17 protein-coding genes and 1 pseudogene are annotated in these 13603 nt (G+C 55.8%); 10 read left to right on the top strand and 8 right to left on the bottom strand.

Annotated elements, in window-relative coordinates; all coding sequences use genetic code 11:
- Positions 1-461, bottom strand: a pseudogene (locus AMR42_RS14290) (hypothetical protein); the annotation flags it as partial.
- An 88-nt stretch (positions 462-549) separates the two neighbouring features.
- Positions 550-1434, bottom strand: coding sequence for an NAD(P)-dependent oxidoreductase (locus tag AMR42_RS14285; RefSeq protein ID WP_099534340.1), 885 nt, complete (start codon positions 1432-1434; stop codon positions 550-552).
- Positions 1435-1702: 268 nt separating this feature from the next.
- On the opposite strand from AMR42_RS14285, the gene AMR42_RS14280 reads away from it, so the two are divergent.
- Complete coding sequence (locus AMR42_RS14280) at positions 1703-3127, top strand: AAA family ATPase (RefSeq protein ID WP_099534342.1); 1425 nt, start codon at positions 1703-1705, stop codon at positions 3125-3127.
- Positions 3128-3185: 58 nt separating this feature from the next.
- Here AMR42_RS14280 and AMR42_RS14275 read toward each other — a convergent pair whose 3' ends face one another.
- Genes AMR42_RS14275 through AMR42_RS14265 form a run of 3 tightly spaced genes read right to left on the bottom strand, consistent with a single transcriptional unit; the run spans position 3186 to position 4458 of the window.
- Positions 3186-3761 carry a type I restriction enzyme HsdR N-terminal domain-containing protein gene (locus tag AMR42_RS14275; RefSeq protein WP_234407012.1) on the bottom strand — a complete coding sequence of 192 codons (576 nt, stop codon included), beginning with the start codon at positions 3759-3761 and terminating at the stop codon, positions 3186-3188.
- A gap of 23 nt (positions 3762-3784) precedes the next feature.
- Positions 3785-4117, bottom strand: coding sequence for a DUF86 domain-containing protein (locus AMR42_RS14270; protein ID WP_099534338.1), 333 nt, complete (start codon positions 4115-4117; stop codon positions 3785-3787).
- Positions 4118-4119: 2 nt separating this feature from the next.
- Complete coding sequence (locus AMR42_RS14265; RefSeq protein WP_234407011.1) at positions 4120-4458, bottom strand: nucleotidyltransferase family protein; 339 nt, start codon at positions 4456-4458, stop codon at positions 4120-4122.
- A gap of 178 nt (positions 4459-4636) precedes the next feature.
- On the opposite strand from AMR42_RS14265, the gene AMR42_RS14260 reads away from it, so the two are divergent.
- A complete protein-coding gene (locus tag AMR42_RS14260; RefSeq protein WP_099534336.1) occupies positions 4637-4957 on the top strand; it encodes an element excision factor XisI family protein in 321 nt (106 codons plus the stop codon).
- On the opposite strand, the gene AMR42_RS14255 is transcribed toward AMR42_RS14260, so the two are convergent.
- Complete coding sequence (locus tag AMR42_RS14255; RefSeq protein WP_199858194.1) at positions 4954-7287, bottom strand: NACHT domain-containing NTPase; 2334 nt, start codon at positions 7285-7287, stop codon at positions 4954-4956. The genes AMR42_RS14260 and AMR42_RS14255 overlap by 4 nt on opposite strands.
- A gap of 101 nt (positions 7288-7388) precedes the next feature.
- Between AMR42_RS14255 and AMR42_RS14250 the strand changes: the two genes are divergently transcribed.
- The 7 genes from AMR42_RS14250 to AMR42_RS14220 all read left to right on the top strand — a co-directional run bounded on the left by AMR42_RS14250 (position 7389) and on the right by AMR42_RS14220 (position 11692).
- Complete coding sequence (locus AMR42_RS14250; RefSeq protein ID WP_099534335.1) at positions 7389-7637, top strand: hypothetical protein; 249 nt, start codon at positions 7389-7391, stop codon at positions 7635-7637.
- 233 nt (positions 7638-7870) lie between these two features.
- A complete protein-coding gene (rpmH, locus tag AMR42_RS14245; RefSeq protein WP_099534334.1) occupies positions 7871-8008 on the top strand; it encodes a 50S ribosomal protein L34 in 138 nt (45 codons plus the stop codon).
- A gap of 62 nt (positions 8009-8070) precedes the next feature.
- Positions 8071-8493, top strand: a complete 423-nt coding sequence (gene rnpA / locus AMR42_RS14240; protein ID WP_099534333.1) for a ribonuclease P protein component — start codon at positions 8071-8073, stop codon at positions 8491-8493.
- 100 nt (positions 8494-8593) lie between these two features.
- Positions 8594-8980, top strand: a complete 387-nt coding sequence (locus AMR42_RS14235) for a PH domain-containing protein (protein ID WP_099534332.1) — start codon at positions 8594-8596, stop codon at positions 8978-8980.
- 355 nt (positions 8981-9335) lie between these two features.
- Complete coding sequence (gene yidC, locus AMR42_RS14230) at positions 9336-10562, top strand: membrane protein insertase YidC (protein ID WP_099534331.1); 1227 nt, start codon at positions 9336-9338, stop codon at positions 10560-10562.
- Positions 10562-11056, top strand: coding sequence for a R3H domain-containing nucleic acid-binding protein (locus AMR42_RS14225; RefSeq protein ID WP_099534330.1), 495 nt, complete (start codon positions 10562-10564; stop codon positions 11054-11056). The genes yidC and AMR42_RS14225 overlap by 1 nt, the downstream gene beginning before the upstream one ends.
- Before the next feature lie 129 nt (positions 11057-11185).
- Positions 11186-11692: a DUF177 domain-containing protein gene (locus AMR42_RS14220; RefSeq protein WP_099534329.1), complete on the top strand. Its 507-nt coding sequence runs from the start codon at positions 11186-11188 to the stop codon at positions 11690-11692.
- Between the two features lie 96 nt (positions 11693-11788).
- On the opposite strand, the gene AMR42_RS14215 is transcribed toward AMR42_RS14220, so the two are convergent.
- Positions 11789-12451, bottom strand: coding sequence for a hypothetical protein (locus AMR42_RS14215; RefSeq protein WP_099534328.1), 663 nt, complete (start codon positions 12449-12451; stop codon positions 11789-11791).
- Positions 12452-12516: 65 nt separating this feature from the next.
- A complete protein-coding gene (locus tag AMR42_RS14210) occupies positions 12517-13077 on the bottom strand; it encodes a response regulator (protein WP_099534327.1) in 561 nt (186 codons plus the stop codon).
- Positions 13078-13416: 339 nt separating this feature from the next.
- On the opposite strand from AMR42_RS14210, the gene AMR42_RS19975 reads away from it, so the two are divergent.
- The coding region (locus AMR42_RS19975) for a hypothetical protein (protein WP_143473110.1) at positions 13417-13603 on the top strand (187 nt) is incomplete at its 3' end.

Here is a 13603-nt window from a genome sequence, read left to right as displayed (position 1 = left end):
GTGGGGCGGGCGGTGGTTGGGGCCGCTGCTGGGGCCGATTGGGTTGGGTTGGGTTGGCTACCGGTGGCTGTGCTTCCGGTGGCCCCTGTGCCGCTGTTGGGAGCAGCACCGGTTTGGCCGGGTGCTGCGCCGCTGGTGGTGGGAACCGTGGCCATGGATTCCAGGTTGGCGGCAAAGGGATCCGAAATGGGCACATCTCCGTTGCTGCCGCCGGTTGGCTGACTCGCGATCGAGCCGGAACCCGATCGGGAAGCATCATCACCGGGTAAGTCAAAACTGAGGGGCGACACCGGTAAGGGTGTTCTGGCCTCCGTTTTGGGCTGGGTTTGCTTGCCGGCCGTGAGTGGCAGGGCAATTAACACGATTGCCGTGCCCGCAACGCCAAGGGCGATCGACCGTCCCCACAGGATACGCCCAGGGGAAGCTGGACTAGACACCAGGGAGTTTGCAACAGATTTCACGATCACAGGTTGCCAACCCAACGTTGACAAGAAAATAGAACAACCTACCGAGTGTCTACTTTAGCTTACGGTTTCAAATTGCACAGAATTATTTCGGGATCGTTGTCTTATAGGCGCGAATCGCTGCTTGTGTGCCTTGTTGTGCGCCTTGGCCGTCGTCCAGGGCGCTAACCCGCTGGAAAATCTGATTGGCCAGTTCTGTCACCGGTAAAGCACAGTGACCGGCAGCTTCCGCCACCAAACGCAAATCCTTTTGCATGTGGGCGATCGCAAAGCCCGGGGCCAAATCCTCCGCCAAAATTTTCGGCCCCAAATTCGCCAAGGCCCAAGATCCGGCCGCTCCGGTGCTGCAAACCTCAATCACCAACTGCGGATCCAAATCCTGGGCAGCGGCCAATTGCAGGGCCTCGCACAGGGCCAGCATGTGACCAGCGGCCAACACCTGGTTGCAGAGCTTCACCGCTTGGCCGCTGCCGATCGGGCCGCAGTGGCGAATGGTTTGGCCCATGGGAGCCAACCAAGGGCGCGATCGCTCAAAATCCGCCAGCTCACCCCCCACCATGATCGTCAAGGTTCCCCGCTGGGCCCCCACGTCTCCCCCGGAAACCGGCGCATCCAAAAACCCAAACCCCAGCGATCGCAAGGCTGTTCCCAGCTCGATCGCGGCCACACTCCCGATCGTGGTGAAATCCACAAACAGCGCCCCGGTTCGCGCCGCCGCCGCCGCACCGCCCGCTCCCAACAACACCTGCTGCACATCGGGCACATCGCCCAAACAGGAAAAGACCAAATCCGCCTCGGCCACCGCTGCGGCCAGGTCGGGAGCGATCGCCACGCCCGCCGCCGCCGCTTGGGCCACCGTCGGGCGATCGGGCGTGCGATTCCAGCCCCGCACCGTTGCTCCACTCCGGGCCAAGTTGGCAGCCATGGCGCTGCCCATCACGCCCAATCCCAAAAATGCAATTTCGGCCATACTGTCTACTTCTTTGTTCCTAGTTCTTTGTTCCTAGTTCCTATTCTTTACCGGTCAGGATTCTTTGTTCGTAAGGAGTTCGTAAGGAGTTCGCAAGGAGATTGATGCAAGGGATCTGTGGGTTAGTTCCGGCAACAGCATCCCGATCGCAATCCCGATCGCACCCAAAACAATTGCTAATCAGGGTTCGATCGGGGAGGGGTACGGGATGAGCGATAATTGCCCTGGCGCTTGGGTTGCGCCGTTCCCGTTGTCTCCGTTGCGCACCATGTCCTACTTCGTTTCGCCCCGCTTCACCGAGAAAGTCGCCGTCCATGTGGTCAAGAACTTTCTGAACTTGCCCCGTGTGCCCGTACCGCTGATTTTGGGCATTCACGGCAAAAAAGGCGAGGGCAAAACCTTCCAGTGCAACCTGGTGTTTGAGCAAATGGGCATCGACGCGGTGCATATTTCTGGCGGCGAACTGGAAAGCCCCGATGCGGGCGACCCGGCGCGGCTGTTGCGGTTGCGCTACCGAGAAGCCTCGGACATGGTGAAGGTGCGCGGGCGGATGTGTGTGCTGCTGATTAACGATATTGATGCGGGGGCGGGCCGGTTCGATCGCCTGACCCAATACACGGTGAACACCCAATTGGTGAACGCCACCCTGATGAACATTGCCGACAACCCCACCAACGTGCAGTTGCCCGGCAGCTACGACAGCGAGCCGGTGCGCCGGATTCCGATCATCGTTACGGGCAATGACTTTGGCACGCTCTACGCGCCCCTGATCCGCGACGGGCGGATGGACAAGTTCTATTGGGAACCGACAGCGGCGGAACGGCTGGAAGTGGTGCGCGGCATGTTTGAGGGCCTGGGTTTGGCCGATCGCGCCGTGGCCGAACTGGTGGAAACCTTCCCCAACCAGTCCGTGGACTTCTTTGGGGCCATGAAATCGCGGGTCTATGACGACTTGGTGCGGCAGTTCATCCAAGACACGGGCTTGGCGCAGGTGTCAAATCGGTTGCTGAAATCCAAGGAAGCGCTGCCCCAGTTTGCGGAGCCACAACCGACCCTGGAGCAACTGAAGGCGATCGGGGCGGCCCTGGTGAAGGAGCAAGATCGAATTCGGGAACTGCACCTGGTGGCGGCCTACAATCCCCACGGCGAGGCCAATGCCGCCAGCGAAACGGTGAGCCAAAACGGCCAAGGCGAAACCAACGGGCTACAGGGTCGATCGCGCCCCTACAGTGCCACTGCCCAACCGGAGCCGATCGCCGCCGAACCGGCTGTGGCCACCCACACCCAAACCCAACCGATCGCCCCGGAAGCCAAACCCAGCGGCGTGCCCCGGCCCAAGCTGGAACCGGAGTTGCCGCCCTTGAGTGGCAATCCCGATTTGGAAGCGAAGTTGGAATATCGCAGCAGCCAGCGGCCGAAGTTGGTGCAGCCCTTGGGCCCGACGATTCGATCGCAGCTCGTGCCGATCGTTAACAACGGCTACCGACTGGGAATCGAGGTGGCCGACAAGCGCCACTACAACGCAAATTCCTGGCAATGCTACGGGACGGCGGAACCGCACCAGGAAACGGAGGCGATCGGGAAGTTGGAAACCTGCCTGGCGGAAAACCTGGATTGTTATGTGCGATTGGTGGCGATCGACCCCGATCGTAAGCAACGGATCCGCGAAGTGATCGTCCAGCGCCCGCAATAGCCCGACCCCAAATCTCGTAGGGGCGCAAGGCCTTGCGCCCGCCCCGATTTTCCCGGCCTTACGATCGCGCTGGTTGCAGGGTTGTGCCCAAGGCGCGCAGGATTTGCAGCACGTCGTAGAGTTCGTTGCCGGGATTGAGCAAGGAAAACAGGCGGGAGTTGGCGTAGCGTTTGGCTGTGCCGTCGGTTTTCAAAAACAGGAATTCGTTGCCGGTGGTGATTAGGCCATAGCTAGGGCGATCGCCTTGGGGATTGGCTAACAGATAGGCGAGGGCTTGGGGAATCGCTCGCAGGGCGGAAAAGTCGCTGCGTTTGGATTCGATCACCAGCACCCAGAGGCGATCGTGTAGCACCAACACGTCAATCCGGCCGCGGACGATCGCCCCTTGATCTTCGGCGGTAATTTCGATGCGGCTTTCGGTTTGAATCCGGAAGGGTTTTTGATAGAAACCGGCCAGGTCGAGCAGGGGCGCAAGCACAACCATTTTCACGCCGTCTTCGAGTAGGGGTGGGTCTTCGAGCAGGGTTTGAAAGTTCTGTTTGACGCGATCGAGCAGTTGTTGTTCGAGGGGGCTGAGGCTGGCTTGGGGCGATCGCCACTCGGGAAAAAAGTCGGCATCATCGGTCAGTTGCAACCCAAAGTCTTGTTTCAGGTTAATTAGAATTCTCCATCTAGCAAACTTTTGAGGAGTGGTAACAGTTGGGGAAGTTCAAAATTCACCACATCTTGGATGATTTCCAAATTGATAAAATCATACTCATGGACGACAAAATCTCGTAGCCCAGCCATTGCTTTCCACGGTATTTCCGGATGGTTAGTGCGAAACTCCATTGATAGGCGCTTGGTCGCTTCACCAATAATCGTCAAGCGCCGAATAACTGCATCATATTCTATCGTTCTGGCTTGGCTCCAATTGTTCGATCGAGTATAGTTTTGAATGAGTTCAATCGAATCAATGATATCGAGAATAGCTTGCTGATCTCTGCTCATTTTTATACTCTGGAGACTTTATAAATTACTTGAGCGGCGTTGAGAATCTCTTGGCGACGTAGGGGATTGCGGCTCATTTCAAGTCCCTTTTTACTAATCAAGTCAACTTTACGTTGCAGTAATTTTTCTAGTTCTGATTGCAAATCAAAAAACTTGAAACCATAGTGCGCTTCTGGGGCGCTTTGATAGAGCAAATCAATATCGCTTGGATCAGCTCCGGTAGCCCGAAAGTCTGAGCGCAATACAGACCCAAACAGCGCTAGTTCTACGATCGCCCATTTTTCACAGAACTGCGCGATCGCTTGGGGGCTGGTTTGCAAGCGTTGATAGAGTTCTGTCACCGAGAGACCAGAGGGCGGCATGGGGCGATCGAGTGGGGTGGTTGCTGTCTAGTGTATCGGGCGGGAAATGGCAGCGGCTAGACTGGGAGTGAGCAGCCGTGTAGGTTGGGTTGAAGCATGAAACCCAACGCCCGTCACGCTTCTATTATGATCGCGTTGGGTTTCTGGAGGTGTTGCAATGGCTGGGGATGTCAATTTTCGGCAGGCGATTCAGACGGTTTTTCAGCGGTATGTGGGGTTGGCGCGAACGGATCGGGGGGTGGAGCTGATTGCGGTTTGTGATGGGGAAACGGGGAATTATCTGTTGATGAATGTGGGGTGGTCGGGGCGCGATCGCATCCACAGTGTGGTGGTGCATTTACGGGCGATCGGGGAACAAATTCGGGTGGAGTGGAATGGCACGGACACCTTGATCGATGACCTGATTGAGTTGGGGTTGCGGGAGGAAGATTTTGTGCCTGCGAGTGCCCGATCGCCTCTGTCTGCGATCGCGGGTTAGGGGTTGGGAACGGGTGGATAGGGTTTGCCTTTGGCGGCGTAGTAGGCCTCAATTTGGGCGATCGGGCGCAGCATTGTAGCTTCGATATCTTGCCGCACTTCTCGAGACAAATAACAATCCGTATTCAAACATTCTGCCAATCGCAAATTGGCATCATGATATTTCCTTAAAAGATCTTTTTGTTGATCAGAAAATTGCCAATCATGACCGATATTGCGATACTCAGTCATTACGTGCCGCAGTTGATTAGTCCATGAATTTCCTTGTGCTATCCACCATTCTTTCTGTTTCTCATAGGGACAATTTGCGATTTCTTGAAATTGATTATTTAGATTCGTGATTTGATTAAAAAAAGATTCGCATTTTAAATCATTTATGTAATGAAGAATAAATTCAAAATCGAAACCAAAAGCCGAGTCTGAATTAAGTCCAGCACTGAGTCTAGTAGCACTATTCAAAATTCTATCTAACTTCATATCCAAATCAAGAGTATAATCGAGCTCCAAAGTTCTCGTACCATTGGCACTGTCTATGCCAGCAATAGCAATGGCAATAAAGGGATTTTGAAATAGGTAAAAAGCAATTGCGGCTGATTTTTTGTTAGGCAATTTTATTGGCTCTGCTTTTTCGTTTGCCCATTTCAAGAAATCTTGCAATCCTTGATTGTCTTTTAGTAGATCATCCGCTGTCTGTTTCAACGTTAGAATTAAGCTGTTACCTCGCCGAAGACTACCAGCCACCAATAGTGTAACTTCTCGCCAAGCTTTCTTTGTTAAATTCTGAGTTAGAAGTTGCCAATTTTGGCTGGAAACAATTTCTCGCGCAGCAAAATATTCATGAAAGGTCAGATGAGAAAAGGAATAGACCCCCCGTGCTCGTTCCGTGAGCAAGCCATGTTGAGCCACAATCGAGCGCAAAATGGCTTCGCTATCTAACCGCAAGGCTTCTGGATCGTCCTTGGCATCGGGCAAATTATGGATATAGTCCATGATTTGATCTTCCGCCACCCGTTGATCAAAGAAATAAGCTCCCTCTTGAAACGTTGCTAGCGCCAACTGCGAGAGCAAATCTTCCTTGCGATTAATTGACAGATTTTTATAGACCTGATCGCGCTGAATATTCCGCTTACCATCCCACTTTTTCAGCAGCAGATCCACACCCTCTTCATAGAGCTTGGCTCGATTAGTGGGGAAATCACCACTCTCGCCAAACACCAAGCAAAGCAAGGTCAGCAATAGCGGATTGCTAGCTAGCTCCAGAATCGGTCGTTCATTTTTTAGACGGACTAGGAATCGTTCAATTTTGGATAAATCTTGGTGATGAGTAAACCAATCAGTGACAAACTCTTGAATCTGTTCTTCCGAAAAATCTGCCACCTCTACTTCGGTAAAGCGTTCAAATGTGTATTCCTTGGCAGCAATTCGACAGGTAGCAAGAATATGATTTCCGGGAAAACGATCAACCCAATCCCGCATTTCTCGGATTGTCCGATTCGTATGAGCTGCCAACACCTCATCCAGTCCATCTAACAAGACCAGCGCTCGACCATTTTTCAGGCATTGATACAAAACCGACTCAGCATCAGCAATTTCGCACTTTGCCCACTGTTGCGATATGAAGCTCAGTAAGCTTGGCTCACCTGGAAACTCTGCCCATTCCTTGAGTGTGACAAAAATAGGCACAAGATCGCCTAAGAATTTTTCATCCAAGCAAGCAATTGTCAAATACTTCAAAAACGTAGTTTTACCCGCGCCCGGCCGACCCAAAACCATCAACGCCTGATGTCGGGTGACAGCATCTAAGCCCGAAATTTTCTCTTGGCGAACTTTACCTAGACAAAATCGATCAAACTCTTCAATTTCATCCAAATTTCCCAATAGTTCCGATGAGCTGAGGCGCTGATTTGCAGTCAGCTTTTCCAGCACATTCACTTGGGTGTAAATCGTGCCCAGGGCGATCGGCTGTTCCATATCCAGCACCCGCATCGTGCCGCACCGCCGCCGCAAGTCCGCCTCCACCTGCGATCGCACCCACGCCACATCGATCGCATCCGATGGCGGCTCAAATTGAACAGGCTCGATCGCATCGCCCCAAGCAACCTGCCAAGCCTTGAACTCCGCAATCAGTATCGGCAGCTTACTTTGCCCATCTCCCGCAATCCCAAACGCCTTATACAGTTGCCGCAAATGTTGCGTCACAGCCCCTGTGCTGCCATCGCAAACGTTTGTGGCAATCTTGGCCTTCGTTTCCCCGCGCACGATTCGCTCTAGGACAGCCTTTCGCTTGGGTGGCAACTTGTCGAAAATTTCTTTGGCGCGGGCTGGAGTCATGCTGAGAATTTCTCATCACCTCTGAGAATTTTCTCGCATCCAACATCTGAGAGCCAACTGTTTTTTAGTGGAGGAGTTCTGACAACAGGAGACACCTCCCAATGAAACGCCCGCAAATTTATCAACAACTGCTGATCGTTTCCGTTCTGTTCACCGCCCTCTCGGGTGGGGCCGCCATCCACCTGGCCAACCAGCCTCAGATCAATCCCCAACAGTCCGAACTGTTCCAAACCTTCAAAGGCCTGTTTGAAAAAGGCGTGTTGGGCATCGGCGGCCTGGTGCTGGGCAAAATGACCGGCTACTTTCCCGATCGCCCCCCCAGCAATCCCGACGACAACACCGATCAATAGAATCGCGGCCCCGCGCGACTTGCGGATCTCCGGCCAACGCACCGGCTCGTGATATCATCGAAAGTCGCGCTTTCTAACACCTAGACAGGCGCAAAATTTGTTGAACCTATTTATATGGACTGCCAAGCCAGACAGCAGTTGGGTGCAGCCGTGAACCGTTCCCGTGCGATCGCGCCCGCTCCCGTTTGGTCAACGCTTAGTCCGCCAATCGCCCACTCGGAGCTAGCCCAACCATGACCAAGCGTACTCTTGAAGGAACCAATCGCAAGCGCAAGCGTGTTTCCGGCTTCCGTGCCCGGATGCGGACTAAGAACGGTCGCCGCGTGCTGAATGCTCGTCGCCGTCGCGGTCGCGCTCGGTTGGCGGTTTAAGGATTGCTCACCGGCAGTCCGCTCCAGGGTGGTTGAGCGATCGCCCCTACACCCAAACGTGCATGGCCTTACCCCAAGCCTACCGACTTCGACATCGCCATGACTTTGACCGAGTGTATCGGCAAGGCAAACGGTATCGCAGCAAGCACCTAACCCTTTGGGTCTACCGGCCACCGGCAAGCCCCGCGATCGCCCCCAGCGAACCATCGGCGGCCGTTGCCCCCACGCTGCCCACCCTGGCCCCGGCTCCGAAAGTTGGCATCAGCATCAGCCGCAAAGTTGATAAACGCGCCGTTGTGCGCAATCGGCTGCGGCGACAAATTCACGGTATTTTGTGCCAGCACTTGCCGACCATGCCCCTCGGTTGGCTGGCGGTGATTAGTGTGCGTCCAGCCATGCCCCTGTGTCAGTACCCCCAAATTCTGCAAGAATTGGAGCAGTTGCTGACCGCCGCCAAGTTGGATTTGGAGCAAGCCAGCGTTTAGACCGTTGTGTTTGCGCTGTTGATTTTGCGCGATTCATCAGGGGCGGCGATCGCCCAATTCGCCCCATTTGGCCCGCACTGAACCTTACGAGCACTGGACTATGGGTATCAAGGAAGATGTTTACTATGAGGGCGGCCCCCACCGTGGCGATTTGATCGTCAACTTGCTGTTGGGTCTAACTGTGATTTGCCTGCCCTTAACCATCGGCTCGATCGTGCGGGCCTTTTGGTTGCGCTATCGCATCACCAGCCGCCGCATTTCAATCACCAGCGGTTGGCAAGGGCGCGATCGCTCCGATGTGATTTATCCCGAAATTCGCGCCGTTGTGGCCGTGCCCCGGGGTTGGGGTGCTTGGGGCGATATGGTGCTGACCCTCAAGGATGGTAGCCGCCTGGAAATGCGATCGGTTCCCAACTTCCGAGCCGTCGCCGACTACATCAACGAGCGGATCGGCGCAGCGGCCCAAACCGCCACCAGCAACCGCTAAACCGCCCGATCGCCCCCTCGCTGCTCATGTTCAACCCTCCTGCTTGCACGGCCTTGTGGCTTCCGGCGGAGGGTTACGTGTTGATTGGGCCGTGACGAATGGGGCGGCATCGGCGGCCCGCGGCCAGGGCGGTAGTCCCCACTTGATAACCACCCCCCAAGGGCCCCCACTTTGCATAAGCTGAAGTCACATCTTTGGGCTAGGGCAGCTCTGGTTCATGGGGTGAGCGTTCGGCTCGATCGAGTCACCCTTGGCCAGCCGCGCCGTTTTGCCTCCGTTTAACGAATCGTTGACCGCCCGTTGACGGTTTTTTGATAACTTTTAACAACTCGATCGCACAACCGACGCAACGCGCATGGATTTCGGAGTTGGATTTCTCTCAAACAACGTCATGCTGCCGATCCTGGATTTTTTCTATGGAATCGTGCCCAGCTATGGCCTCGCCATCATCGCCCTGACGCTGGTGGTGCGCTTTGCCCTCTATCCGATCAGCGCTGGCTCCATCCGCAGTATGCGGCGGATGAAGATCACCCAGCCGATCATGCAGAAAAAGATCAAGGACATTCAAGAGCGCTACAAAAGCGACCCCGCAAAACAGCAGGAAGAACTCAGCGCCGTTTACAAGGAATTTGGGAACCCCCTGGCCGGCTGTTTCCCGATTCTGGTGCAAATGCCCGTGCTGATTGCCCTGTTCACCACCCTGCGCGGCTCGCCGTTTGCGGATGTGCCCTACTCCGTGAATCTGCAAATTTTGCCCCAGGAGCAAATTGAGCGGGTGCAACCGGAAGCGTTTGCCACCCCGCCCAAGAACATCTACATTTCCGACAGCACCCACTATCCCGTGGTTGGGTTGCTGCCCGGTGGCACGCGCCTGGCCGTGGGTGACACCACCAAGCTGGAGTTCCAAACGCCTGAAGGTAAAACCCTGAACACCCTGGCCACAGAAGCCGGTGGGGACATTGATCTCTCGCCCAAGTGGCAGGTGATGAAGGGAGCCGAGCGGGTGCAGTTGGGCCCCAACGGTGAAATCACGGCGCTGCAACCGGGGGATGTGACCCTGCAAGGGACGATTCCCGGCCTGGCGGCGAGCAAGGGCTTCCTGTTCATCAGTGCGCTGGGCCATGTGGGCGCAGTGGACGATGAGGGGATCCACTGGGATATTGTGGCGATGGTGCTGCTGTTTGGTTTGAGCCTTTATGTCAGCCAATCGATTTCCAGCCAAGGGGCAACGGATAACCCGCAACAGGCGGCGGCCAATAAGCTAACGCCGATTATCTTTTCGGGGATGTTTCTGTTTTTCCCCCTGCCCGCTGGGGTGCTGATGTACATGGTGGTGGCGAACCTGTTCCAAACGGCCCAAGCGTTCATTTTGTCTCGGGAACCGCTGCCGGAGAATATCCAAAAGATGGCGGAAGCTCAGGGCATTGTGGATGTGAAGGCGGTGGCGGTGGATGGCGCGACGGGCCGGCTGCCGTTTGAACCCAAGGGCACGAAGGCCAGCAGCCCGGCGAAGAATCAGCCGAGCAAGGGCCCAGGCAACAAACCCAGCACGAACAACAACAAGCAAAAGGGCAAGTCGTGATGAGTGATCCGGGCGATCGGGGACGAATTTGGCTGGAGGGGCTGCTGGCGCGCTTGGGTTTGCCGACCCAGGTGCAAGCCCAGCACGACCCGATCGATAATGCGCTGAACTATTGGCTCACGATCGATGGTTCGCCCTGGTCTCCGGAGCAAATCACCAGCGTGGTGGGTGAAGCGGGGGTGACCCTGGATGCGATGCAGTATTTGGCGAATATGCTGCTGAATGTGGGGGTCGATCGGGATGACCATTGCGGTTACACGATCGAACTCAACGGCTACCGGGCCCAGCAACGGGCCGAGCTGGAGTCAGTGGCGGCCAATGCGGTGTCGCAGGTTCGTGAAACGGGGGAGTCGGTGGCGATCGACTCACTCTCCTCATCCCAACGCAAACAGCTCCACGCCATGCTCGCGGCCTACAGCGACATCGCCACCCACAGCGAAGGCCAAGAACCCCACCGCCGGTTGGTGGTGGCCCTGAAGTCAACCGAAGCCTAGCTTGACCCGCGCCGCTGGGCCTTGGGGGTTCGGCGGTTTGGGTTGGGCTGGCCATTCGGGAATGGCCCTCGGTCTGCTGCCAGTCCCGATCGCACCCATCTTTACCCTCCCCGCTGCGGGGTTCCTACCGTGGATTCGGTCTATATTCCCCACATCCTGAAGGCCACCAATCGGACGATCGGTTGGGAATTCAAGGATTTTCTGCCAGGCTTGGAAACCCTCACCCCCGTGCGCGGCAAGTTGCGCGTGGTTCACCGGGGCAATTTCCTGGAGGTGTCAGCCCAGGCGGAAGGAATTGTGACTCTCACTTGCGATCGCTGCCTTTGTCAATACAATCAGCGGCTGGTGGTCGATACCCAAGAGCCGATTTGGTTGGATGAGGCAGCAGAGTCCAAAGATTTACCCCTAGAACGAGAGATCAGCGCTGAGGATTTACAAGAATCCTTGTCGCCAACGGGTTATTTTTATCCCGAAGATTGGCTCTATCAGCAATTTTGTCTTGAACTGCCAGCCCAGCAGCTTTGTAGCGAAGACTGCCAAGGAATTTTGGAGCCGGAAGACGCTGCGGAAACGCAACCGGCGATCGATGCCCGTTGGTCGGCCCTGGCTTCCCTGAAGAACCAGCTCGATCGCTAAGGTGCAATCTTGTGACGGGTCTGGGCCCTGGCTGGCCTTGTAGCTAGCAATCTTGTGGCGAGTAATCTTGTGACGAGTAATCTTGTGGCTAAGGGCCTAGCGGGCTTGGCAACGGGGCGGCATTTCCATCAACGTCAAGGGTTCCAGCGGCGGATTGCCCACCCATTGGCGCTGAATCTCGCAATGACTCACCTGAAGGGCTGGGTTCGATCGCCCCTGAGCATTGACCTTGAGCTGAATTTGATAATCCGAGGGCAAATTGCGGGCAAAGGGTTTATTCACCAGCACCTGTGTCCAGCGTAGCGGCGTTAGCTCCGGGGGCGATCGATGCTCACCCATCACCCAAGCGGTGTCCGCATTGCCGCTGGTGTAGATGCGGTACTGCTGATTGAGCTTGGGCGACACTAGCGCACCCACCCGGGCTTGTAGTTCTGCGCCGTCGCGGGCAAACCGCCCATACTCCTGATAAAACATCTGCTGGGCCCGCACCACCGATCCCACCGTGGGCTGCAAGGGAGAACCACAGGCACAGGCCGGCGGCGATGCCACCCAAACCAGACCGCCCGCCAGCACCGTGCTCACCACCAGAGCGCTGGTCAGCCAAGGAGAAACCCGCCAAGCGAAGAATGGATGCTGCTGGCTGGGTGTTATGGGGCGATCGGGTGTTGGTTGTCCGTCGTTGGGTTGGTCGCCACGGTTTGCACCAAAATCCGTCTCAAAATCAGAACTTTGAAGATCAGAACTTTGATGCTGTTTCATACCGGTGCTTTTGAAGTGGGCTAAGGCGGCGGCGGGATCATGCCAGCGGGCCGGCGGCGCATGAACTAGCGCAACTTTTGCTTAATGAATGTCACAAGCTGGGTTAACTGCTTCTTCAGTTGATCCACTTCCGCTTGCAAGGTCGCCACCTTTTGCTCCAGGGCCTGGATTTCAGCGGCGGAAGCACCCGGCGCAGCCACGGGCGCGGCGGCCGGTGCAGCCACGGGCGGCGGGGCCACGGCTGGAATCCGCGAAGCAATCCGCATTGCTTCTTTGATGGATTCGATTAGCTCTTTCTTTTCAAAGGGCTTTTCGATGAAGGCAAATCGCTCGAAGGGTTCCGAAATTTTTTCGGTCACTTCTTCCTTGCGCCCCGACATCACCAGCAACGGAATCGCTTGCAGGTGGGGTTGGGTTTGAATTTCTTGATAGACTTCCCAGCCGCTCTTTTTGGGCAACAGGAAATCCAACATGATCAGGTTGGGATGTTCTTGCTGAATGAGCTGTAGCCCTTCGAGTCCGTCTTTGGCTTCGAGAACCTCAAAGTTTCCGGCTGGCAACATTTCTTTGACGCGCTGCCGAATCACTTTGCTGTCATCGATGACGAGGATTTTGTGTGTTGCCACGACTTTCTCCTTAGGCTTGCGTGCAGACGATTCGGGAGTGATAGGGGCGATCGCCCTTCAAGGGGGCGGCGCGCTGCATGAAAAGTTAGGAAGCGATCGCTCAAGACCGCATTCAGCCACCATCGGGGCCGAAAACAGGCTGGCAATGGATACCCCTGCTTAAGATACGAGCGATCGGGACTCTCCGGTAGTCTCCAGGGGAAATATCTGGAAAAATCTTTCCGAAAACTCCCGAAGACCGTTGCAAATCCTGGGGTTGAGTCCGCCAGGGATGTTCAGCGATGTTTCCAGGTCACTGGATCAACAGCCAAGGCCCTTGGGCATCTGCGATTCCAGTATATGGCGATCGTCCCGAGGTTTGAAAAGCCCCGCCGCTGGTGCGATCAGTTTCCCGATCGCGAGTGCTGCTTTTCCCAAGCTTGCCCCCATGCGCGATCGCCCGGCACGGCTCCCCAAAATCAGCCAACTATCGCCCCAAAACTGCGCCTTGCAATTTTCCCCCAAGTGCCCCCAAACGCCCCCAAGC

Origin of the sequence: Limnothrix sp. PR1529 (assembly GCF_002742025.1) — a bacterium.
In the GTDB taxonomy this organism is placed as follows: domain Bacteria; phylum Cyanobacteriota; class Cyanobacteriia; order CACIAM-69d; family CACIAM-69d; genus CACIAM-69d.
Note: the sequence above shows the minus strand (reverse complement) of the source record. Positions and strands in the feature narration are given on the sequence as shown.

Excerpts from the sequence above, each read along its gene's own strand:
- AMR42_RS14285 (WP_099534340.1), bottom strand. The coding sequence starts at position 1,434 with ATGGCCGAAATTGCATTTTTGGGATTGGGCGTGATGGGCAGCGCCATG.
- AMR42_RS14280 (WP_099534342.1), top strand. The coding sequence starts at position 1,703 with ATGTCCTACTTCGTTTCGCCCCGCTTCACCGAGAAAGTCGCCGTCCAT.
- AMR42_RS14270 (WP_099534338.1), bottom strand. The coding sequence starts at position 4,117 with ATGAGCAGAGATCAGCAAGCTATTCTCGATATCATTGATTCGATTGAA.
- AMR42_RS14260 (WP_099534336.1), top strand. The coding sequence starts at position 4,637 with ATGGCTGGGGATGTCAATTTTCGGCAGGCGATTCAGACGGTTTTTCAG.
- AMR42_RS14255 (WP_199858194.1), bottom strand. The coding sequence starts at position 7,287 with ATGACTCCAGCCCGCGCCAAAGAAATTTTCGACAAGTTGCCACCCAAG.
- AMR42_RS14250 (WP_099534335.1), top strand. The coding sequence starts at position 7,389 with ATGAAACGCCCGCAAATTTATCAACAACTGCTGATCGTTTCCGTTCTG.
- rpmH (WP_099534334.1), top strand. The coding sequence starts at position 7,871 with ATGACCAAGCGTACTCTTGAAGGAACCAATCGCAAGCGCAAGCGTGTT.
- rnpA (WP_099534333.1), top strand. The coding sequence starts at position 8,071 with ATGGCCTTACCCCAAGCCTACCGACTTCGACATCGCCATGACTTTGAC.
- AMR42_RS14235 (WP_099534332.1), top strand. The coding sequence starts at position 8,594 with ATGGGTATCAAGGAAGATGTTTACTATGAGGGCGGCCCCCACCGTGGC.
- yidC (WP_099534331.1), top strand. The coding sequence starts at position 9,336 with ATGGATTTCGGAGTTGGATTTCTCTCAAACAACGTCATGCTGCCGATC.
- AMR42_RS14225 (WP_099534330.1), top strand. The coding sequence starts at position 10,562 with ATGAGTGATCCGGGCGATCGGGGACGAATTTGGCTGGAGGGGCTGCTG.
- AMR42_RS14215 (WP_099534328.1), bottom strand. The coding sequence starts at position 12,451 with ATGAAACAGCATCAAAGTTCTGATCTTCAAAGTTCTGATTTTGAGACG.